Below are 19,469 nucleotides of genomic sequence, written 5' to 3' on the forward strand. Positions count from 1 at the left end.
TGATATGACCAGCGCCCTCCTCGGCCACCCCGTCTATCGGGACATGCCGACCACCATTTTCGAACATATGTCCGCCCGCGCCCGCGAAACCGGCGCGATCAACCTGGGCCAGGGCTTTCCCGAAGGCCCCGGTCCCCGCGCCGTGTTGCAGGCTGCCGCCGACGCGCTGCTCACCAAATCCAGCCAATATCCGCCGATGGCTGGCCTGCCCGAACTGCGCAGCGCGATCGCCGACCATTATGCCCGTCACCAGCAATGCGATCTCAGCCCGCAGGAGGTGATCGTCACCTCTGGCGCGACCGAGGCGATCGCCGCAAGCCTGCTGGCCTTGGTGAAGCCGGGCGACGAAGTGCTGATGCTGGCCCCGCTCTACGACGCCTATCTGCCATTGGTCGAGCGCGTCGGCGGCGTGGCGAAGGTCGTGACGCTGACCCCGCCCGACTGGCGCGTCACGCGCGAAGCGCTGAGCGCAGCGATCACGCCGCGCACCCGCATCCTGCTGATGAACAATCCGGTGAACCCCACCGGCATCGTCCTGCGCGACGCGGAACTGGCGCTGCTGGCCGACCTCTGCGTCGCCCACGACCTCATCGCCATCTGCGACGAAGTCTGGGAACAGACCGTTTATGACGGCATCCCGCACCGCCCGCTGATCGCCTTTCCGGGGATGCGCGACCGCACGGTGAAGATCGGGTCGGCGGGCAAGATCTTCTCCGTCACCGGCTGGAAGGTCGGCTGGATGTGCGCCGCGCCGCCCATCGCCACCCTGCTCGCCCGCGCCCACCAGTTCCTGACCTTCACCACCCCGCCCGGCCTGCAATGGGCGGTGGCGGAGGGGCTTGCCTATCCCGACGCCTGGTTCTCCGAGCAGCGCGCCGCCTATCAGGCCTCGCGCGACCGGCTGGCGGCGGGGCTGACCGTGGCGGGCTATGTCGTCCAGCCCAGCGCCGCGACCTGGTTCCTGTCGATCGATCTGCCCGCGTCGGGCATCGCGCTGGACGACGTCGCTTTCTGCAACCGCATCATCGACGAAGCGGGCGTGGCGGCGATCCCGATCAGCGCCTTTTATCCGGCCGACCCGGTCACTCATCTGGTCCGCCTCTGCTTTTCGAAGACGGACCAGACATTGGATCAGGCGATCGAACGGCTCGCCGCCTTCCGCGCGACGCTCGGCTGACGGACGATCGCCGCGACCAGGATCAGCATCGCGATCAGCAGCAACCCCTGCGCCGCCAGGAAGGGCGATTCCGTCCCGGTCGGCGCGAAGGCGTTGAGCAAGGGCACCTTGAGGAAGCTCTGCACCACCAGCACGAACAGGTTGAGCCACAACGCCGCGGTCGCGCTCACCGCGTAGACGACCCGCGCCCGGCCGCGCAGCTTGAGGCCATAAAGCGCCACCAAAGCGACGATCAACACCAAGGTCGAGACGATGCCAACCCCGATCGCCGGGGTGAAGCCGCGAAAGGGAAAGAGGAAGCCGGTCAGGCTGGTCAGCAGCGTCGTGCCCAGGAAGACCGCCTGCGCGCCGGGCAGGAACCGCCCCTTCGCCTGCGCCACCAAAGCTAAAATCCCGGCAAGGATACCGACCAGGCTGATCGCGACATGCAGCGCGATGAAGGCGGGAATGGAAAAACCGAGGATCATGATGTTTCTCCTAGGAAAATTCCCGTCATCCCCGCCTTCGCGGGAATGACGGAGCAAGTTAAACGCGATACCGCGCCGCCGCATCCTTGCGCGACAGGCCCGGCCGCAACGCCCCCCGCGCCGCCAGATAGGCGTCTAGGTCGCCCCGGTCCGGCAATGCCGGAATGGTGATCGGCTCGCCCATGTCCAGTCCCGCCAGCGCGGCGTCGACCATCACCTCGACATCCATCACCATCTCGGCCGGGATGCCTGCGATCTGCTCGTCGGTCCAGATCGCCGTCCGGGTGATCCCCGGCAGCACCGCCTGCACCTTCACGCCCTTGGTGCCCAGTTCGACCTGCAACGCCTCGGTAAAGGCCAGGACATAGGCCTTGCTCGCCGGATAGACCGCGGTGAAGCCGTCGGGCATCAGCGCGGTGACCGACGTGATGTTGATCAGCGTCCCCGCGCCCTTGGCCGCCAGCCGCGGCGCGATCGCGCGCGACAGCCGCGTCACCGCCACTATGTTGAGGGCGATCATCCCGGTGAGGTAATCCGGGTCCGTCTCGACAAAGCCCTGCTCGCCCGCAATTCCAGCATTGTTGATCAGGCCGGTGATGGCGTCGTCGTCGCGCAACCGCGCCTCAATCCGGGCCAGGTCATCCGCCTTGGCCAGATCGGCGGCGATCACCTCGACGCGCACGCCGGTCTGGCGCAGTTGGACAGCCAGCGCCTCCAACTTGTCCGCCCGCCGGGCGACCAGGATCAGGTTGGCGCCACGCTTGGCGAAACGACCGGCATAGACCGCGCCGATGCCGTCCGACGCGCCGGTGATGAGGATGGTTTCATTGGTCATGGGAAGTCTCCTTCGATTCGCAGCCTCCCCGTTCGTGCTGAGCCTGTCGAGGCACGCACGCGAACCGGGGTAAGGCGCTTGATTGTCAGCCGTTGATGAAATCGAGCAGGTCGGCATTGAACCGATCCTGATGCGTGACCGTCAGTCCATGATCGGCGCCTTCATACACGATCAGTACCGCCTGCGTAACGATCTTCACGGTAGAGAGCGCGGACGCGCCGATCGGCACGATCTGGTCGTCATCGCCATGCAGGACGAGCGTGGGCACATCGACCTTGGCCAGGTCCGCATGGAAATCGCTCTCGGAAAAGGCGCGGATGCTGTCGAGCTGGCCCTTCAACCCGCCCATCATCCCCTGCCGCACGAAATCGTCCCTGATGCCCTCGGACACCACCGCGCCTGCGCGGTTATAGCCGTAGAAGGGGATGGTCAGATCCTTGAAGAACTGGCTGCGATTGTCGAACGTGCCCTTGCGGATACCGTCGAACACATCGATCGGCAGCCCGCCCGGATTGGCCTCGGTCTTCAGCATCAGCGGCGGCACCGCGCCGATCAGCGCCAGCTTGGCGACCCGGCTGGTGCCATGGCGGCCGACATAACGGGTGACTTCGCCGCCGCCGGTCGAATGGCCGACCAGAATCACGTCATGCAAATCCAGCGCCGCGATCACATCGGCCAGATCGTCGGCATATTGGTCCATATTGTTGTTGTCCCACACCTGATCCGACCGGCCATGGCTGCGGCGGTCATGGGCGATGGTGCGAAAGCCATGGTTGGCGAAGAACACCATCTGCGCGTCCCAGGCGTCGGCGCTCAGCGGCCAGCCATGGGAAAAGACGATCGGCTGGCCGTCGCGCGGCCCCCAATCCTTGTAAAAGAGGCGGGTGCCGTCCCTGGTGGTGACGAAATTGCGCATGATGAAAATCCCTTCTGTGTCTGGAAGAGCGTCTGTCTCGCCCTGTGCTTGCAGTTTTAGAGGCAATGACGGAGGATCGGGATTGGCGGTCCCGACATTAAGCGGGCCGATTCCGACAAAGGCTGCCCCATGGACGCGACGCAGACCCCCAGGGCCGAAATCGGCATCCTCCTCTATCGCGACTGCCAGCAGGCGATGGTCCATGGCATGACCGACCTGATCGCCATCGCCGGGCAGTTTTCACGGCAACATGGCGGCCCGCCACTCCGCGTCAGCCATTGGCAGATGCAGGTGGACGGCGGCTGCGCCCGCAGCCAGGACACGCATGAAGGCCACACCGGCACGCCCGACATCTGGCTCGTCCCCGGCCGCCTGTCGGGCATTCCCGATGCGGAGGAAGCCGCGCCCTACGCCCGCTGGCTGCTCGATCGCCACGCCGCGGGCGCCACCCTTGCCTCCAACTGCGGCGGCGCGTTCCTGCTGGCGGCGACCGGCCTGCTCAGCGGCCGCCCGGCGACGACGCACTGGTGGTTCGCCGACCCATTTCGGGGGCGCTTCCCCGACGTCAAACTGGATTGCGACCGCATCGTCATCGACGATGGCGACATCATCACCGCGGGCGGCCTGATGGCCTGGACCGACCTTGGCCTGCGACTGGTCGACCGCCTGCTCGGCCCGACGGTGATGCTCGACACCGCCAAATTCCTGCTGATCGACAGCGCGGGGCGCGAACAGAAGCATTTCGCCCGCTTCATGCCCCGCATGACCCATGGCGACGAACCGATATTGAAGGCCCAGCACTGGCTCGCCGCGCGGGAAGCCAAAGCCGTCAGCGTCGGCGACATGGCGGCGCAGGTCGGTATGGAGGAACGCACCTTCCAGCGTCGTTTCAAGGCGGCGACCGCCATGACGCCGATCGAATATGTCCAGCATCTGCGCGTCGCAAAGGCGCGCGAACATCTGGAGTTTACGAAGCGCACGATCGACCAGATCGCCTGGAGCGTCGGCTATGAAGACGCCGCCGCCTTCCGCAAATTATTCCACCGCCTTGTTGGCCTGTCGCCCGGCGACTATCGCGCCCGCTTCGCCGCACCAAGCACGCAGGCGGCCTGAATTTTTCGATAGTTAGCTAACTATCTAAATTTGCGGATGGCGATTCAATTGTCGCACTCGCTGTCTCAGACTTGCGGCTTTCCCCGCTCCCCGTTAAGTTCCCTTTTCGTTCTTATCAGGGAAATTTCATGAACAGCCTGGCCGCCCTCTTCATTCTCGTCGCCCTGCTGATTGGTCTTGCGGTCGGCTGGCTGCTCAGCGCCCGGTCCATGGCCCCGCTGGCGGCGGAAAAAGCCGATCTCGCCGCCAGGCTCGACCTCGCCACCACCCAGCGCAACGGCGCCATCGCCGAACTGGCGGTGGAAAAGGAGCGCGTCGCCCAGGCCGAAACCCGCATCGCCCGGCTCGAAACCGCGCAGGTCGTCGCCGACCAACAGCGCGAATCCATCCAGGCCGCCGCCGCCCAGCGTATCGAGTCCATCCAGGCCGAACGCGAAGCCGCGCTGCGCGAACTGGCCGGATTGAAGTCCGATACACAGGCCCGCACACAGGCCTTCGAGCAGCAGATCGCTGCGCTCCGGGACGCCAAGGAACAGCTCTCCGCCCAGTTCAGCGAAATCGGCGGCAAGTTGCTCGAATCCGCCCAGACCCAGTTCCTGACCCGCGCCGACCAGCGTTTCGCCCAGGCGAACGAGAAGAGCGAGGCCCAGCTCAAGACCCTGCTCAATCCGGTCGAAACCACGCTCAAACGCTATGAGGAGGGCCTCGCCCGCGTCGAAAAGGACCGGGTCGGCAGCTATGCCGAACTGCGCGAGGCGGTGCAGCAGGTCCATCTGGGCCAGGGACAGGTGCGTGAGGAAACCGCCAAGCTGGTCAACGCCCTGCGCGCCGCGCCCAAGACCCGCGGCCGCTGGGGCGAGCAACAGTTCAAGAACCTCATCGAAACCGCCGGCCTCTCCCCCTTCGTCGATTTCAAGGAAGAAGTGTCGGTCGCGGTCGAGGACGGCAGAATGCGGCCCGATTTCGTCATCAACCTGCCCGGCGACCAGCAGATGGTGGTCGACGTCAAATGCTCGCTGGTCGCCTATTTGAACGCCGTCGATCAGGTCGATCCCGCGTTGCGCGACGCCCATATGCTCGACCATGCCCGCGCCATGCGCACCCATGCCGACGCGCTGGGGCGCAAGGCCTATTGGGAGCAATTCGACAAGGCGCCCGACTTCGTCATCATGTATGTCCCCGGCGACAATTTCGTCACCGCCGCGCTGGAGGCCGACATGGACCTGTGGGAACGCGCGGCCAAGAATCGCGTCATCATCTGCGGCCCCGCCACCTTCCTGCCCCTCGCCCGCACCTTGGCGGGCCACTGGCGCCAGGCCAAGATGCAGGAACAGGCGCAGCAGGTCGGCCAACTCGGCAAGGAACTGTACGAGCGCCTCGCCGTCGCCGCGACCCATTTGAAGCGCCTCGGCTCCGGCCTCAACAGCGCCGTGTCCAACTATAATAATTTCATCGGCAGCTTCGAAAGCCGCGTCCTCTCGACCGGCCGCAAGTTCCGCGATCTCGACATCGAAACCGGCGGCAAGGAGATCGAGGCGATGGAGCCGCTCGACGTGCTGGCGCGCGACGCCCAGACCGACGAGGCGCGCGTCCTGCCGGCAGCGTAACGAACAAATAGAGGAACCAGCCCGGTTTTGCTGCGTCTCTTTCCCATAAGCGATCCGACTCAACCAGGATCGCAGGTCGGAGATGAACCATGTGGAAGTCATTATTGACGCGCCGCCCGCTGCGGCGCCCGGACAAGGCAAGGGATGATCCTCCCCCGCGCGACAGCCGAACGGCGCTGGATAATCCTTTCGCCGACCTGATGGCGAAGCTGGACCGGATTCCCTATCGACGGACGCGCAGGCCCGCTTTCGGCGGCCGCTGACGCCGATCCGCCGATCGCCCCCATTGCGGCCCTGTCGCCGCGCTGGCATGGCGGGATCATGACACGCATCGGCCTGCTCGGCGGTTCCTTCAATCCGGCCCATGGCGGCCATCGCGCCATCTCGCTCTTCGCCAGGGAAGCGCTGGACCTGGACGAAATCTGGTGGCTCGTCTCCCCCGGCAACCCGCTAAAGCCCGCCAAGGGCATGGCCCCGCTCGCCGCCCGCCTCGCCCATGCCCGCACCGTCGCTCGCCGCGCCCCGATTCGCCCGACCGCGATCGAGCGCCAGTTACGCACCCGCTACACCATCGATACGCTCCGCGCCCTCGCCCGCCGCTACCCCAAAAACCGCTTCATCTGGCTGATGGGCGCGGATAATCTGGCGCAATTTAGTCAATGGCGCGACTGGCGCGGCATCGCCCGGCAAATGCCCATTGCTGTTATCGCCCGTCCGGGCTATGATGATGCCGCTCGTGGCTCTGCGGCTATGAGCTGGCTGCGGCGCTTCGTCCGGTCCGCGCGCCAGGGTGCAGACTGGACGAATTGGAGACCACCGGCGCTCGTGCTATTGCGCTTTCGCCCTCATCCAAGATCGGCAACCCTGCTGCGGCAGGCGGACCCCCTCTGGCATCGCGAATATGAAGCAACGTGTGCGCGCGATCCGCTCACGCGTCGGTACGTCATCTAGATTGGAGTTTCATTGTCTAACCTCGCCTCTGCCAACGATCCGGCCTTTGCCGCCGATTCCGTGGCCGCCCTGCACGCCCTCGTCATGCAATCGCTCGACGACGACCAGGCCCAGGAAACCATTTCCATCCCGCTGGAAGGCAAGAGCAGCATCGCCGATTATATGGTTATCGCCAGCGGCCGTTCATCGCGTCAGGTCGCCGCGATCGCCCAGCATCTGGCTGAACGGATCAAGAAGGAAACCGGCCGTTCCGCACGGGTCGAAGGGCTGCCGGTCGCCGACTGGGTGCTGATCGACGCGGGCGACGTGATCGTCCATCTGTTCAAGCCGGAAGTGCGCAGCTTCTACAATCTGGAACGGATGTGGGGCTTCGTCGACGCACCGGTCGCGGGCAACGCCTGAACTTTAAGGAAGTCTCCGTTCGTCCTGAGTAGCCGCTGAGCGAAGTCGAAGCGGCGTATCGAAGGGTCACGCGGGTGCTTACGGGGCTTCGCCCCTACTCAGCACGAACGGAGTAGAGTGTGCTCCTCCACATCATCGCGCGCGGCAAGATCGGGCGCTCGCCCGAAGCCGACCTGGTCGACCGCTATGTTAAGCGGCTGACCATGCCGCACAAGATCACCGAAATGCCGGATCGGGGCGGCAAGCTGCCCCCGGTCGCGCCCGGCACCGTCACGGTCATGCTGGACGAAAAGGGCAAGCAGCTCTCCTCCATGGACTTCGCCCGACGGATTGAGGGCTGGCGTGACACGGGCACCCGCGAATGTCGCTTGCTGATCGGCGCGGCGGACGGCTTCGATGATGCCGACCGGGACAATGCGGACCTGCTGATCGCCTTTGGCGCGATGACCTGGCCGCATATGATGGCCCGCGCGATGCTGGCGGAACAGCTCTGGCGCGCCTGTTCCATCCTTGCCAACCACCCCTATCACCGCGAAGGCTGAAGCATTCTGAAGTCGGCTGGCGCAGCCGACGCCTCGCAGAATGCGACCAACAAAAGAAAGAGCGGAGAAGGTCGTTCGCCGCTAGAACCCGGACGGATTTCCGCCTAGTCAGAGACGACATGGGTCGGGATAACGGGTGAAGCGCAATCTCCTCATCGCAAGCACAGTGGCGGGCCTGATGGCCCTGGCCGCCACGCGCCTGCCCGCCGCCAACGACAGCGCGATCATCCTGTCCGGCACCGCCGGCACCACAATGGCGCAGGAACAGCAGGCGCTCAAAGCCGCCCGCCGCCAGTCGGACGAGGCGCGCGACCGTTCCGCCCGGCTGGAACAGCAGGCCAGCCTCGCCCGCGACGAAGCCGAACAGGCGCGCCGCCGCGCCGCCGCGGTCGCCGCCCGCATCCAGCAGGCCGAAGCCGACGTTCAGGCCGCACAGGCCCGCATCGCCATCATCAACCGGATGCAGCGCGCCCAGGCCAGCCGCCTTGCGGCCAAGCAGGAGCCGGTCGTCCGCCTCACCGCCGCGCTGCAAATGATGGCGCGCCGTCCGTTGGCGCTGGCGCTGGTCCAGCCCGGATCGGTCGGCGACGCGGTCCATATGCGCGCAGTGCTGGGGCAGGTGCTGCCGGTGATCGAACAACGCACCGCCGGCCTGCGCCTGGAACTGGACAAGAGCCGCGCCCTGCGCGCCACCGCAGGGCAGGCCGCCGACGCGCTGGGCAAGGCGCAGGCCGACCGCAAGGACCGCCAGACAGCATTGGCTGCGCTCGAAGCGCAAAAGCGGGTCGCCGCCCGCGACTATGGCGCCAATGCGGGCATGGAAGGCGAACGGGCGCTGGCGCTGGGCGAACGGGCGCGCGACATTGTCGATCTGATGGACCGGCTGGAGGACGCGGGCGACCTGCGCGATCGGCTGGCCGCGCTGTCCGGCCCGCTGCTGCGTCCCGCCCGCCCCGACCAGGCCGGCGCCGCCGCGCCCGAACGTACCGCCTCGGTCGGCGGCCCGCCCCCCTATCGCCTGCCGGTGATCGGCCAGCTCGTCACCGGCATGGGCGAAGTCAATGACGGCGGCGTCCGCTCGCGCGGCCTGACCCTGGTCACGCAACCGGACGCCCAGGCGATCGCCCCCACCGCCGGCCGCGTCGCCTTCGCCGGCCCCTATCGCGACTATGGCCAGATCCTCATCATCGACCACGGCCAAGGCTGGACCACGCTCATCACCGGCCTGCACCGCGTCACCGCCCAGGTCGGCGATAGCGTGCGCCAGGGCGACCCGGTCGGCATCACCGGCGCGGAACGCCCCAACATCACCGTCGAACTGCGCCGCAACGGCCGCCCGGTCGATATCGTGCCGCTGGTGGGGCTCGGTTAAGCCGACGCTCATCGACCCTGCGCGACATTCATCGAAGCGCGCTTTTGCGTTGGCACGCGAATCGGCCTATATCGGGGATCAGATGCCGGAATCTAGGAAAGCCATGAAATCCACCTTCCTCCAGGGCGCCGTCGCGCTTGGGGCGCTTGCGCTCATCCCTGCCACCACCGCAGCCCTCGCCGACGGGGAGGCGTCGAGCTACAAGGCGCTCGACGAATTTATGGACGTGTTCCAGAAGGTCCGCAGCGACTATGTCGAAAAGGTCGATGACGAAAAGCTGATCAAGGGCGCGATAGACGGGATGCTCGCCAGCCTCGATCCGCATAGCAATTTCCTCGACGCGCGCGATTTCCAGAATCTGCGCACCCAGACCGAGGGCAGCTATGGTGGCCTCGGCCTCTCGGTCACGCAGGAGGATGGCGCGGTCAAGGTGATCGCGCCGACGCAGGATACCCCGGCCTGGCGCGCGGGAATCAAGGCGGGCGACTATATCACCCATATCGACGGGCAGCTCATCTATGGCGGCACGCTGGACGAGGCGGTCGACAAGATGCGCGGCGCACCCGGCACGGCGCTCAAGCTGACGATCGTGCGGGCGGGCCGCGACAAGCCGATCGAACTGACCCTGACGCGCGAAATCATTCAGTTGAAGCCCGTGAAATGGGAGGTGAAGAACAATATCGGCGTCATCAACATCGTCAGCTTCTCGGCCAATACCGGGGCGGACGTGCGGTCCGCGATCCGCAGCATCGACAAGTCGCTGGGCCACAAGCCCACCGGCTATGTCCTCGACCTGCGCTCCAACCCCGGCGGCCTTCTGGACGAAGCGGTGACGGTCAGCGACGCCTTCCTGGAACGCGGTGAGATCGTGTCGCAACGCGGCCGGGCGAAGGGCGACGTCGAACGCTATTACGCCAAGCCCGGCGACGACGCCAAGGGCCTGCCGGTGATCGTGCTGGTCGATGCGGGGTCCGCCTCGGCTTCCGAAATCGTGGCCGGCGCGTTGCAGGACCAGCATCGCGCGCTGGTGATGGGCGAACGCAGCTTCGGCAAGGGCAGCGTCCAGACCATGCTGCCGCTGTCGAACACGACCGCGCTCAAGCTGACGACGGCGCGCTATTACACGCCGTCGGGGCGCAGCGTGCAGGAAGGCGGCATCCAGCCCGACATCCGCGTGCCGCAGCTATCCGATCCCGATTACAAAAATCGTCCGAAATTCCGCGAGAGCGACCTGCGCCGTCATCTGATCAACGAGATCAAGACCGACGACAAGGCGCTGGAGGAGGACACGAAGGACGATCCGCGCTTCGCTTTGTCGGCCGAGGAGCTGAAGAAGAAGGGCATCGAGGATTTCCAGCTCGACTATGCGCTCAAGACGATCGCGCGCCTCGCCAGCACGCCCGGCGCGACCATCGCCCAGGCGCAGGTCGCCGCGCGCAAGCCGGGGGCGAAATAACGGCTATCAACAGCGTGTTCCCGCGCAGGCGGAAACCCAGTCCCACCGTCCGAACTGGATGCCCGCCTGCGCGGGAACACGCCATGATGCGTCCAGACCATCAAGTTCAGCATGACGAAAGCAAGCCAAGGCTTTAAGCGGGCGTTATGAAGAGCATCCCGCTTGCCCGCACCATCGCCCTGCTGACCCCGGTCCTGTTATTGGGCGGGGCCTATGCCTCCCAATATATTGGCGGCCTGCACCCCTGTGAGATGTGCTGGTGGCAGCGTTACCCGCATATGGCCGCCATCCCGCTGGCGCTGATCGCCTATGCGCTGCGCAGCCGCGCCTGCGTCAGCGCGCTGTTCGCGGGGCTGGCCGGCCTCGCCATCGGCATTAGCGGGCTGATCGGCCTGTTCCATGCCGGGGTCGAATATGGCTGGTGGGAAGGGTTGACCACCTGCTCCACCACCCCGGCCGGCGGGGCGGACCTGCTCAACCAGATTTGGGCGACCCCGATCGTCCGCTGCGACGTCGCGCCCTGGGATCTCCTCGGCATTTCGCTCGCCGGCTATAACGGCCTCTTGTCCGGGGCCGCCGCGCTCGCCATCTTGGCGCTGTTGCTTAAAGCGAGAAAAGCATGACCGCGCCCAAGGATTTTCCACGCCCCGGCAGGAGCCTGTCCGATTCCGATCGCGCCGCCATGGTGCGGGTCGATCAGGCTGGCGAGTTCGGCGCGGTGAGCATCTATGCCGGGCAACTGGCAGTGATGGGTGATCGCCATCCCTATGGCCGGCTGATCGCTGGCATGGCGGCGCAGGAGGAACGGCATCGCGCCGCCTTCGACGCGATGATCGCCCGGCGCGGCGTCCGCCCGACGGCGCTCGCGCCGATCTGGAGCGCGGCCGGCTTCGCGCTGGGCGCGGTGACCGCGGCAATGGGACCAAAGGCCGCGATGGCCTGCACCGCGGCGATCGAAACCGAAATCGACCGCCATTATGCCGAACAGTTGGCGCAATTGGGCGACAGCGATCCGGAACTCTCCACCGCCATTGCGGATTTCCAGGCGGAGGAGGTCGAGCATCGCGACGCGGCGCTCGCGCATGGCGCCGAACAAGCACCCGCCTACCCCCTTTTGTCGGGCGCCATTCGTTTGGGATGCCGGGCCGCCATCGCGCTTTCCAAGCGCCTCTGATAAGGACGGATATATGAGCAAGACCCCAATGATCGCAGCCTTCGCGCTGATGCTGGGCGCGTCCGTCCCTGCGCTGGCTCAACCGGCGACAGCGCCGACGGCCGTGACCGACCCCGCGTCGGAAAAGGTCAATATCGTCATCGTCTATGGCGAAGACGCCTGCCCGCAGAGCCAGGGCGACGACATCGTCGTGTGCGCGCGCAAGGGCGAGGAGGAACGCTATCGCATCCCCGAACCGCTGCGGGGCGATCCCAATATGCCCAGCAAGCAGGCGTGGGGCGAACGGGTCCGCTCGATGGAATATGTCGGTCGGCAAGGCACTGAAAGCTGCTCGCCGGTCGGCGGCGGCGGCGCGACCGGCTGCTTCGCGCAACTGTCCCGCCTCGCCAAGGCGGAACGGCAGGCGCTCGACAATGCCAGTTGGAAGGATCTGGTCGCGGCCGAGCGCGCCAAGCGCCTGTCCACCATCGACGCTGACAGCGACGCGATCGAAGCGCGGGTGAAGGCGGAGGAAAAGGCGGCGCAGCAGCCCCAGCCGGCTCCCGCCGCGCCGCAACACTGACGGTTTTGGGGCGTTCATGCCGTCCTGATCCATGAACAGCCGCGCATTGGGCACGCCCGGCATCCAACGGGGGCGGTAAAGGATTTATCTTATGCGGCCGCGTGTCGTACTTCCCCTGATCGGCCTGTGGCTGGTCCCTCTGCTGCCTTCCTATGCGCTCGCACAGGCGGAGCCGCCGCCCGAACGCATCATCAACCTGCTGGTCTATGGCGACGACCCCTGCCCGCAAAGCAAGGGCGACGATATCGTCGTCTGCGCGCGCAAGCCGGAGGCGGAGCGTTATCGCATCCCCAAGAAACTGCGGGAAAAACCCGCCGTGTCTGGCGGTCCCGGCTGGGGCAGCCAAGTCGCGACGATGGAACAGACCCAGCGCCAGACGCTGCCCAATAGCTGCAACGCCATCGGCAGCAACGGCTTCACCGGCTGCACCGCCCAGATGCTGCAACAATGGTTCGCCGAACGGCGGATGCAGGAAAGCGCCGGCGAGCCGTGAAATACGCTGCGTTTTCCCGCGCAGGCGGGAACCTTGATCCAAACGGCGGACTGGATTGCCGCCTGCGCGGGAACACGCCTCTTGCTATACCGGATGAATTTTAGGGCCGACGCCCCTCCAGTTCCGTTCCGCTGTCCACGGTCGCCCGGAAATCCGGCTTGCTGCTGATCCCCGCCGCCTGTTCATAGACATAGCCCGCATCGAGCAGCCTTTGCTCGGCATAGGCTGCGCCAATGAAACTCAATCCAACCGGCAGGCCGCGCACCAGCCCCATTGGCACGGTCAGATGCGGATAGCCCGCAATCGCCGCCGGGCCGGCGGAGCCGCCTGGCCCCTCATATTGATCGCCCCACACCGTGTCGGACGGCCAGGCCGGGCCATAGCTGATCGTCACCAACAGATCGACGCGGTTGTCGGCAAGCATCGCGTCGATCCCCTCTTTGCCCGCGAGCCGCAACGACGTTTCGCGCGCCGCCTTGTAGGCCGGGTCGTCCAGCCCGCCCTTCGCCTGCGACAGGACGAATATCTCCTGCCCGAACAGCGGCAACTCCGACGTTTTGTTGGCATCATCAAACACTATGAGGTCGGCGAGCGTCCGGCTCTCCACCTGATCGGGCCGGGTGGAGGCCAGATAGGCGTTCACATCCGCCTTGAATTCATATTGCAGCACGTCGTAGCTGGCCGCCGACATGCCCTCCATCGCCGGCTTCTTTACCTCCACCAACGTCGCGCCCAGACCCTTGAGCAGCGCCAGCGCCGCTTCATAGCGCGCCAGCAGTTCCGGCTGCGCGCCGCCGCGCAGCACGCCGATGCGCGCGCCTTTGATGTGTGTCGGGTCAAGCGCGGCGGCATAATCCCTGGCATGGGCCATGGCGTCGGCGGTGGCCGGGTCGGCGGGATCGCTGGCGATCAGCGCAGACAGCAGGATGGCGACGTCGCGCACGCTGCGCGCCATCGGACCGGCGGTATCCTGGCTGTGGCTGATCGGCACGATATGGGTGCGGGGTATTAGGCCGACCGTCGGCTTCAACCCCACCAGCCCCATCATGGATGCCGGGCAGATGATTGATCCGTTGGTTTCGCTGCCGATTGCGGCGGGCGCAAAACCGGCGGCAACCGCCGCGCCCGATCCGCTCGACGATCCACAGGTCGTGCGGTCCAGCGCATAGGGATTGCGGGTAAGGCCGCCGATCGCGCTCCATCCGCTCATCGACCGTTCCGACCGGAAATTGGCCCATTCGGACAGGTTCGTCTTGCCCAGGATGATCGCGCCCTTGGCCTTGAGCGCCGCGGCGACCGACGAATCCCGACCCGAATCGTTGCGGGCCAGCGCCAGCGAGCCGGCGGTGGTCGGCATCCCCGCCGCCTCGATATTGTCCTTGAGCAGGATCGGCACGCCATGAAGGGGGCCGCGCAGCTTGCCCGCGCGGCGCTCGGCATCCAGCACCCGCGCTTCCTGCATCGCATGGGGATTGAGACTGATGATGCTGTTGAGGCGCGGCCCCTTGCGGTCCAGCGCCGCGATGCGTTGCAGATAGGCGCGCACCGCCTTCTGACTGGTAATGCGGCCGGCCGCCAGATCGGCGGAGAGCGACGCGACCGTCGCCTGCTCGATCTGCGCCCGCGCGGGCGATGCGGCCAGCAGCAGGGCCAGGATGGGCAGCAGCCTCTTCATCGCGGATAGACCTCGTCCATATGGGCAAGGCTCTTGACGATCAGCGCCTCCAATACCGCCATGTCGATGCCGGACAGGCGTTTCACATAGAGGCAGCCCTTGCCGCGCCGATGCGTGCCCAAAGTGGCGAAATCCATGTCCGCCAGCCCGGCCAGATAGAAAACCAGCTCCGCCTTGCGCGGCGCAAAGCCGATGCGGCAGCTCTCGCCCTCGCGCCCGCTGTCATAGCGATAGCGATAGCGGCCAAAGCCGATGATGCTCGGCCCCCACATGCGCGCCACTTCGCCTGAAAGCGCCGCCATCAGCGCGGCGATCCGGCGAACGTCCTCGCGCCGCTCTTCCGGCTCCACCGCCGCCAGAAACGCCTCCACATCCCCCGCCGTTTCGACCGTCTTGTTCGCGTCCTTCGCCATGGCTTGCCTTCCCCGCGCCGCTCGCCTAGAGGCTAGCGCGTCATCTGGGGAGTAGCCAGCCGTTCCGTGTCAGGAACGGGCCATGCGTCAACATATTCGGCCGAGAGGTCGTGGCGTATGGGAGGCGGCGAAAAGCCGCATCGGGCGAGACCAATGGCATCGGCGCTTATCTGTCCGGCCGGGCGGGAGGCGACGGTGGCATTGCGTCTGTTTCACTTCCGCCCGGCCCCGGAAATTCACGATGGAAGCTCTCTTCACTTCCGCCGCGCTCGTCGCGCTAGCCGAAATGGGCGACAAGACGCAGTTGCTGGCCATGCTGCTCGCCACCCGCTTTCGCAAGCCGGTGCCGATCATCCTGGGCATTTTCGCGGCCACGGTCGCCAATCATTTCCTCGCCGCGCTGGTCGGCCATTCGATCGCAGGCGTTCTGACGCAGGACTGGTTTCGCTACGCCGTCGCCGCTTCCTTCATCGCCATGGCCGCCTGGACGCTGATCCCCGACACGTTCGACGAGGATGCGCCGCTGAAAGCCCCGACCAAGGCAGGCGTGTTCGTGACGACGCTGGTCGCCTTCTTTCTGGTCGAGATGGGCGACAAGACGCAGGTTGCGACCGTGGCGCTGGGCGCGCGGTTCGACAATCTGGTCGCCGTCACCATGGGCACGACGTTGGGCATGATGGTCGCCAATGTGCCGGCCGTCCTGTTCGGCGAGGCGCTGGCCAAGAAGGTGCCGATGCGCGCGTTGCAGATCGGCGCGGCGTTGCTGTTCCTGGGTCTGGGCCTGTGGATGCTGGCCGATCTGCAAGGCTGGTTCGGCTAAAGGCGGTTGTCAGCGCGCGGCGGCTGTTGCAAGGGGTTGGCGGAGTCATTCCCTTAAATTTGGACATGGGACGCGCGTGATGAAGGACAGTCTGGTTACGGTGTTCGGCGGCGGCGGCTTTCTGGGCCGGCAGGTCGCCCAGGCGCTGATGGCGCAGGGCGCGCGGGTGCGGATAGCCCAGCGCGACCTGGCCACCGCGATGAAGGTCAAGACGCTGGGCAATCTGGGCCAGACCCAGTTCGTCGCCGCGGACATCCGCAAGCCCGACAGCGTAGCCCGCGCCATCCATGGCAGCGACGTCGTCGTCAATCTGGTCGGCATATTGGCGGGCGATTTCGACGCTTTTCACCACGTCGGCGCGGCCAATGTGGCGAAAGCCGCCGGCGCGGCGGGCATGCGGGCGCTGGTCCATGTCTCGGCGATCGGTGCGGACGCCGAAAGCCCGTCGGCCTATGGCCGGTCGAAGGCGGCGGGCGAGACCGCGGTCAAGGCCGCCTTCCCCACCGCGACCGTCATTCGCCCGTCGATCATCTTCGGGCCGGAGGACCAGTTTCTCAACCGCTTCGCCGACATCATCAGCCTGTTCCCGGTCGTTCCGGTGATTGCGCCTGCGACCAAATTCCAGCCGGTCTATGTCGGCGACGTCGCCGACGCGATCGCCCATGCAGCGGCGCAGCCCGGCGTGCATGGCGGCAACACCTATGAAGTCGCCGGCCCGCAGGTGATGAGTATGAAAGAAATCAACGCCTGGATCGCCAAGGCGATCGGCCGCGACAAGCCGTTGATCGATGTGCCGCGGGGCGTCGCTTCGCTGTTGGCGATGCTGCCGGGCGGACCGATCAGCCGCGACCAACTCGCCATGCTGGGCCGCGACAATGTCGTGGCGGCCGGCTCGGAAGGGCTGGAAGCGCTCGGCGTGGCCCCCACCCCGCTGGGCGCGGTCGCCGACAAATGGATGGTCCGCTATCGCCGCCACGGCCGTTTCGCCGGCCGCGCACGCGCCTGACATATCCTCGTGCTCCCGCGCAGGCGGGAGTATGCTGCGCCAAAAGGCTAGCCCATCCATGGACCTGCATTACCTCACCGTCATCCTGCTGGGCATCGTGGAGGGGCTGACCGAGTTCCTGCCGGTATCCTCGACCGGCCACCTTATCCTGGCGAGCGAATTGTTGGGCTATGATTCGGCGACCTGGGCGATGTTCAACGTCGTGATCCAGCTCGGCGCGATCCTGGCGGTGGTGGTGCTCTACTGGCGCACCTTCTGGGCAGTGGGCATGGGGCTGCTGCGACGCGAGCCGGTGAGTTGGCGGTTCCTGCGCAACCTCCTGCTCGCCTTCATGCCCGCCGCCATCGTCGGCCTGGCGCTGCACGATTATGTCGAGATGCTGCTGGGCGCGCCCAAGGTCGTCGCCTGGGCGCTGATCGTGGGCGGCGTGGCGATCCTGCTCATCGAACGCATGGTGAAGGAGCAGCGGTTTCACGGCATCGCCGACATTCCCGCCATCCGCGCGCTGGGCGTGGGCCTGATCCAGTGCATTTCGATGATTCCGGGCGTCAGCCGGTCGGGCGCGACCATCATGGGCGCGCTGACGCTGGGCGTCGAACGGCGCACCGCGGCGGAATTCAGCTTCTTCCTCGCCATCCCGACCATGTTGGGCGCGACGACATTGGAACTGCTAAAGAAGGGCGACCAGATCACCAGCGCGGCTGTGGGCTGGGACAGTATCGCGCTGGGCTTCATCGTCTCTTTCTTCGTCGCGCTGCTGGTCATCAAATGGTTCGTCGGGCTGGTGTCCAAACATGGATTCACCCCTTTTGCCTGGTATCGAATCGTCGCTGGCTGCGCTGCACTCATCTGGTTGGGGATGCGATAGGTCCGAATCGCTACTTATATCTGGTTAGTTTTTGCGATCTATTCGCAACTATGCGACAAATTGGCATTTTATTAGTAAGCTTTGCTGTCCTAAATGCTAGAATCCACGTGACTGCGTGGGTTTTTCTGCTATGCGCGCTACTGAAACAGATTCAGAGGCGATCCATGGCTGACAATCCGATGCTGAAATTTGTGGGCAAAGTGCAATCCTACCCGGAAAAGCGGGCGGCAGATGACCGCGCCGACGATTTCCTGGAAATCAGCCGCAGCTTCATTCTCGACAAAGCAGAGGAACAGGCGTCGCGCTGCTCGCAATGCGGCGTCCCCTATTGCTCGACCCATTGCCCGCTGCACAATCATATCCCCGACTGGCTGCGCCTGACCGCCGAAGGCCGGTTGCGCGAAGCCTATGAGCTGTCGAACCTGACCAGCACCATGCCGGAAATCTGTGGCCGCATCTGCCCGCAGGACCGCCTGTGCGAAGGCAATTGCGTCATCGAATTTTCCGGCCACGGCGCCGTCACCATCGGCAGCGTCGAAAAATACATCACCGACACCGCCTGGAAGGAAGGCTGGGTCGAACCTCTGGTCCCCGGCGCGGCGCGCGGCCAGTCGGTCGGCGTCATCGGTGCGGGACCGGCCGGCCTGACGACGGCGGAATATCTGCGCGTGGCGGGCTATGAGGTCCATGTCTACGACCGGCACGATCGCGCTGGCGGCCTGCTGACTTATGGCATCCCCGGCTTCAAACTGGAGAAGGACGTGGTCATGCGCCGCATCCAGCGACTCAAGGACGGCGACATAGTCTTCCATGATAATTTTGAGATCGGCCGCGACGCGACGCTGGACGCGCTGCGCGCCAAGCATGACGCGATCCTGATCGCGACCGGCGTCTACAAGCCGCGCGACATCAAGGCGCCGGGCGTCGGCGCCGCGGGCGTGGTCAAGGCGCTCGACTATCTCACCGCCTCCAACAAGGCGGGCTTCGGCGACGCCGTGCCGGAACATGACGACGGGTCGCTGCTGGCGACCGGCAAGAATGTCGTCGTCATCGGCGGCGGCGACACCGCGATGGACTGCGTCCGCACCGCCATCCGCCAGGGCGCTAAGTCGGTAAAGTGCCTCTATCGCCGCGACCGGGAAAATATGCCCGGATCGCAGCGCGAAGTCGCCAATGCGGAAGAAGAAGGGGTCGAATTTGTCTGGCTGACCGCCCCGATCGCCTTTGAAGGCACGGAGCATGTCACCGGCGTCAAGGTCACCAAGATGCGCCTCGGCCAGCCCGACGCCTCCGGTCGTCGTGCGCCGGAAGCCGATCCGGGCAGCGAACATACGCTGGAAGCCGATCTCGTCATCAAGGCGCTGGGCTACGACCCTGAAGAACTGCCCAGGCTGTTCGGCGCCGACGACCTGTCGGTCACCCGCTGGGGCACGCTTCGCGTCGATCACAAGACGATGATGACCAGCGTGGACGGCGTGTTCGCCGCAGGCGACATCGTGCGCGGCGCATCGCTGGTCGTCTGGGCGATCCGCGACGGCCGCGACGTGACCGAGCATATGCACAAATATCTAAAGGCCAAGGCGAAGACGGGCGAAAGGGTCGCGGCGTAAGCCGCCCCTC

General features: G+C 65.8%; 21 protein-coding genes and 1 riboswitch. Of the genes, 16 read left to right on the plus strand and 5 right to left on the minus strand.

Annotated elements, in window-relative coordinates:
- The first annotated feature begins 4 nt into the window (after positions 1-4).
- The gene (locus sphantq_RS08035) at positions 5-1,177 is read left to right on the plus strand and encodes an aminotransferase (protein ID WP_272799976.1); all 1,173 of its coding nucleotides are present in this window, start codon (positions 5-7) and stop codon (positions 1,175-1,177) included.
- On the opposite strand, the gene sphantq_RS08040 is transcribed toward sphantq_RS08035, so the two are convergent.
- The 3 genes from sphantq_RS08040 to sphantq_RS08050 all read right to left on the minus strand — a co-directional run bounded on the left by sphantq_RS08040 (position 1,132) and on the right by sphantq_RS08050 (position 3,395).
- Positions 1,132-1,644, minus strand: coding sequence for a hypothetical protein (locus sphantq_RS08040; protein ID WP_272799977.1), 513 nt, complete (start codon positions 1,642-1,644; stop codon positions 1,132-1,134). The genes sphantq_RS08035 and sphantq_RS08040 overlap by 46 nt on opposite strands.
- A 58-nt stretch (positions 1,645-1,702) precedes the next feature.
- Positions 1,703-2,479, minus strand: coding sequence for an SDR family NAD(P)-dependent oxidoreductase (locus tag sphantq_RS08045; protein ID WP_272799978.1), 777 nt, complete (start codon positions 2,477-2,479; stop codon positions 1,703-1,705).
- An 85-nt stretch (positions 2,480-2,564) separates the two neighbouring features.
- Positions 2,565-3,395, minus strand: a complete 831-nt coding sequence (locus sphantq_RS08050) for an alpha/beta fold hydrolase (RefSeq protein WP_272799979.1) — start codon at positions 3,393-3,395, stop codon at positions 2,565-2,567.
- Positions 3,396-3,524: 129 nt separating this feature from the next.
- On the opposite strand from sphantq_RS08050, the gene sphantq_RS08055 reads away from it, so the two are divergent.
- The 11 genes from sphantq_RS08055 to sphantq_RS08105 all read left to right on the plus strand — a co-directional run bounded on the left by sphantq_RS08055 (position 3,525) and on the right by sphantq_RS08105 (position 13,067).
- Positions 3,525-4,508 (plus strand): GlxA family transcriptional regulator, encoded by a 984-nt coding sequence (locus sphantq_RS08055; protein WP_272799980.1) that lies wholly within the window; start codon positions 3,525-3,527, stop codon positions 4,506-4,508.
- Between the two features lie 128 nt (positions 4,509-4,636).
- Positions 4,637-6,115 (plus strand): DNA recombination protein RmuC, encoded by a 1,479-nt coding sequence (gene rmuC, locus sphantq_RS08060; protein ID WP_272799981.1) that lies wholly within the window; start codon positions 4,637-4,639, stop codon positions 6,113-6,115.
- Positions 6,116-6,436: 321 nt separating this feature from the next.
- The gene (locus tag sphantq_RS08065) at positions 6,437-7,066 is read left to right on the plus strand and encodes a nicotinate-nucleotide adenylyltransferase (protein WP_272799982.1); all 630 of its coding nucleotides are present in this window, start codon (positions 6,437-6,439) and stop codon (positions 7,064-7,066) included.
- Positions 7,067-7,150: 84 nt separating this feature from the next.
- Positions 7,151-7,468, plus strand: a complete 318-nt coding sequence (gene rsfS / locus sphantq_RS08070) for a ribosome silencing factor (protein ID WP_408021514.1) — start codon at positions 7,151-7,153, stop codon at positions 7,466-7,468.
- A gap of 119 nt (positions 7,469-7,587) precedes the next feature.
- Positions 7,588-8,010 (plus strand): 23S rRNA (pseudouridine(1915)-N(3))-methyltransferase RlmH, encoded by a 423-nt coding sequence (locus sphantq_RS08075; protein ID WP_272799983.1) that lies wholly within the window; start codon positions 7,588-7,590, stop codon positions 8,008-8,010.
- 178 nt (positions 8,011-8,188) lie between these two features.
- Complete coding sequence (locus sphantq_RS08080; protein ID WP_443021554.1) at positions 8,189-9,382, plus strand: murein hydrolase activator EnvC family protein; 1,194 nt, start codon at positions 8,189-8,191, stop codon at positions 9,380-9,382.
- Positions 9,383-9,485: 103 nt separating this feature from the next.
- Positions 9,486-10,838 (plus strand): S41 family peptidase, encoded by a 1,353-nt coding sequence (locus sphantq_RS08085; protein ID WP_066606572.1) that lies wholly within the window; start codon positions 9,486-9,488, stop codon positions 10,836-10,838.
- Positions 10,839-10,984: 146 nt separating this feature from the next.
- Positions 10,985-11,461, plus strand: a complete 477-nt coding sequence (locus tag sphantq_RS08090) for a disulfide bond formation protein B (RefSeq protein WP_066606575.1) — start codon at positions 10,985-10,987, stop codon at positions 11,459-11,461.
- The gene (locus sphantq_RS08095) at positions 11,458-12,012 is read left to right on the plus strand and encodes a demethoxyubiquinone hydroxylase family protein (RefSeq protein ID WP_272799985.1); all 555 of its coding nucleotides are present in this window, start codon (positions 11,458-11,460) and stop codon (positions 12,010-12,012) included. Before sphantq_RS08090 ends, sphantq_RS08095 begins: the two co-directional genes overlap by 4 nt.
- Before the next feature lie 13 nt (positions 12,013-12,025).
- Complete coding sequence (locus sphantq_RS08100; protein ID WP_272799986.1) at positions 12,026-12,574, plus strand: hypothetical protein; 549 nt, start codon at positions 12,026-12,028, stop codon at positions 12,572-12,574.
- Between the two features lie 91 nt (positions 12,575-12,665).
- Positions 12,666-13,067, plus strand: coding sequence for a hypothetical protein (locus sphantq_RS08105; RefSeq protein WP_129926764.1), 402 nt, complete (start codon positions 12,666-12,668; stop codon positions 13,065-13,067).
- Between the two features lie 100 nt (positions 13,068-13,167).
- Here sphantq_RS08105 and sphantq_RS08110 read toward each other — a convergent pair whose 3' ends face one another.
- Positions 13,168-14,742, minus strand: a complete 1,575-nt coding sequence (locus tag sphantq_RS08110) for an amidase (RefSeq protein ID WP_272799987.1) — start codon at positions 14,740-14,742, stop codon at positions 13,168-13,170.
- Positions 14,739-15,155: a DUF1801 domain-containing protein gene (locus sphantq_RS08115; RefSeq protein ID WP_066606589.1), complete on the minus strand. Its 417-nt coding sequence runs from the start codon at positions 15,153-15,155 to the stop codon at positions 14,739-14,741. Before sphantq_RS08115 ends, sphantq_RS08110 begins: the two co-directional genes overlap by 4 nt.
- A gap of 33 nt (positions 15,156-15,188) precedes the next feature.
- Positions 15,189-15,379: riboswitch (yybP-ykoY riboswitch) on the plus strand.
- Between the two features lie 17 nt (positions 15,380-15,396).
- On the opposite strand from sphantq_RS08115, the gene sphantq_RS08120 reads away from it, so the two are divergent.
- The 4 genes from sphantq_RS08120 to sphantq_RS08135 all read left to right on the plus strand — a co-directional run bounded on the left by sphantq_RS08120 (position 15,397) and on the right by sphantq_RS08135 (position 19,459).
- A complete protein-coding gene (locus sphantq_RS08120; protein ID WP_066606593.1) occupies positions 15,397-15,975 on the plus strand; it encodes a TMEM165/GDT1 family protein in 579 nt (192 codons plus the stop codon).
- A gap of 79 nt (positions 15,976-16,054) precedes the next feature.
- Positions 16,055-16,981, plus strand: a complete 927-nt coding sequence (locus sphantq_RS08125; RefSeq protein WP_272799988.1) for a complex I NDUFA9 subunit family protein — start codon at positions 16,055-16,057, stop codon at positions 16,979-16,981.
- A 58-nt stretch (positions 16,982-17,039) separates the two neighbouring features.
- A complete protein-coding gene (locus sphantq_RS08130) occupies positions 17,040-17,849 on the plus strand; it encodes an undecaprenyl-diphosphate phosphatase (protein WP_129926762.1) in 810 nt (269 codons plus the stop codon).
- Between the two features lie 164 nt (positions 17,850-18,013).
- A complete protein-coding gene (locus tag sphantq_RS08135) occupies positions 18,014-19,459 on the plus strand; it encodes an NAD(P)-dependent oxidoreductase (RefSeq protein ID WP_272799989.1) in 1,446 nt (481 codons plus the stop codon).
- Positions 19,460-19,469: the final 10 nt, after the last annotated feature.

The organism is Sphingobium sp. AntQ-1, assembly GCF_028538045.1.
GTDB classification, from domain to species: Bacteria; Pseudomonadota; Alphaproteobacteria; order Sphingomonadales; family Sphingomonadaceae; genus Sphingobium; species Sphingobium cupriresistens.

What these genes read in the sequence shown, in the direction of transcription:
- sphantq_RS08035 (WP_272799976.1), top strand. Translation starts at nt 5, where the DNA reads ATGACCAGCGCCCTCCTCGGCCACCCCGTCTATCGGGACATGCCGACC.
- sphantq_RS08040 (WP_272799977.1), bottom strand. Translation starts at nt 1,644, where the DNA reads ATGATCCTCGGTTTTTCCATTCCCGCCTTCATCGCGCTGCATGTCGCG.
- sphantq_RS08045 (WP_272799978.1), bottom strand. Translation starts at nt 2,479, where the DNA reads ATGACCAATGAAACCATCCTCATCACCGGCGCGTCGGACGGCATCGGC.
- sphantq_RS08050 (WP_272799979.1), bottom strand. Translation starts at nt 3,395, where the DNA reads ATGCGCAATTTCGTCACCACCAGGGACGGCACCCGCCTCTTTTACAAG.
- sphantq_RS08055 (WP_272799980.1), top strand. Translation starts at nt 3,525, where the DNA reads ATGGACGCGACGCAGACCCCCAGGGCCGAAATCGGCATCCTCCTCTAT.
- rmuC (WP_272799981.1), top strand. Translation starts at nt 4,637, where the DNA reads ATGAACAGCCTGGCCGCCCTCTTCATTCTCGTCGCCCTGCTGATTGGT.
- sphantq_RS08065 (WP_272799982.1), top strand. Translation starts at nt 6,437, where the DNA reads ATGACACGCATCGGCCTGCTCGGCGGTTCCTTCAATCCGGCCCATGGC.
- rsfS (WP_408021514.1), top strand. Translation starts at nt 7,151, where the DNA reads ATGCAATCGCTCGACGACGACCAGGCCCAGGAAACCATTTCCATCCCG.
- sphantq_RS08080 (WP_443021554.1), top strand. Translation starts at nt 8,189, where the DNA reads ATGGCCCTGGCCGCCACGCGCCTGCCCGCCGCCAACGACAGCGCGATC.
- sphantq_RS08085 (WP_066606572.1), top strand. Translation starts at nt 9,486, where the DNA reads ATGAAATCCACCTTCCTCCAGGGCGCCGTCGCGCTTGGGGCGCTTGCG.
- sphantq_RS08090 (WP_066606575.1), top strand. Translation starts at nt 10,985, where the DNA reads ATGAAGAGCATCCCGCTTGCCCGCACCATCGCCCTGCTGACCCCGGTC.
- sphantq_RS08095 (WP_272799985.1), top strand. Translation starts at nt 11,458, where the DNA reads ATGACCGCGCCCAAGGATTTTCCACGCCCCGGCAGGAGCCTGTCCGAT.
- sphantq_RS08100 (WP_272799986.1), top strand. Translation starts at nt 12,026, where the DNA reads ATGAGCAAGACCCCAATGATCGCAGCCTTCGCGCTGATGCTGGGCGCG.
- sphantq_RS08105 (WP_129926764.1), top strand. Translation starts at nt 12,666, where the DNA reads ATGCGGCCGCGTGTCGTACTTCCCCTGATCGGCCTGTGGCTGGTCCCT.
- sphantq_RS08110 (WP_272799987.1), bottom strand. Translation starts at nt 14,742, where the DNA reads ATGAAGAGGCTGCTGCCCATCCTGGCCCTGCTGCTGGCCGCATCGCCC.
- sphantq_RS08115 (WP_066606589.1), bottom strand. Translation starts at nt 15,155, where the DNA reads ATGGCGAAGGACGCGAACAAGACGGTCGAAACGGCGGGGGATGTGGAG.
- sphantq_RS08120 (WP_066606593.1), top strand. Translation starts at nt 15,397, where the DNA reads ATGGAAGCTCTCTTCACTTCCGCCGCGCTCGTCGCGCTAGCCGAAATG.
- sphantq_RS08125 (WP_272799988.1), top strand. Translation starts at nt 16,055, where the DNA reads ATGAAGGACAGTCTGGTTACGGTGTTCGGCGGCGGCGGCTTTCTGGGC.
- sphantq_RS08130 (WP_129926762.1), top strand. Translation starts at nt 17,040, where the DNA reads ATGGACCTGCATTACCTCACCGTCATCCTGCTGGGCATCGTGGAGGGG.
- sphantq_RS08135 (WP_272799989.1), top strand. Translation starts at nt 18,014, where the DNA reads ATGGCTGACAATCCGATGCTGAAATTTGTGGGCAAAGTGCAATCCTAC.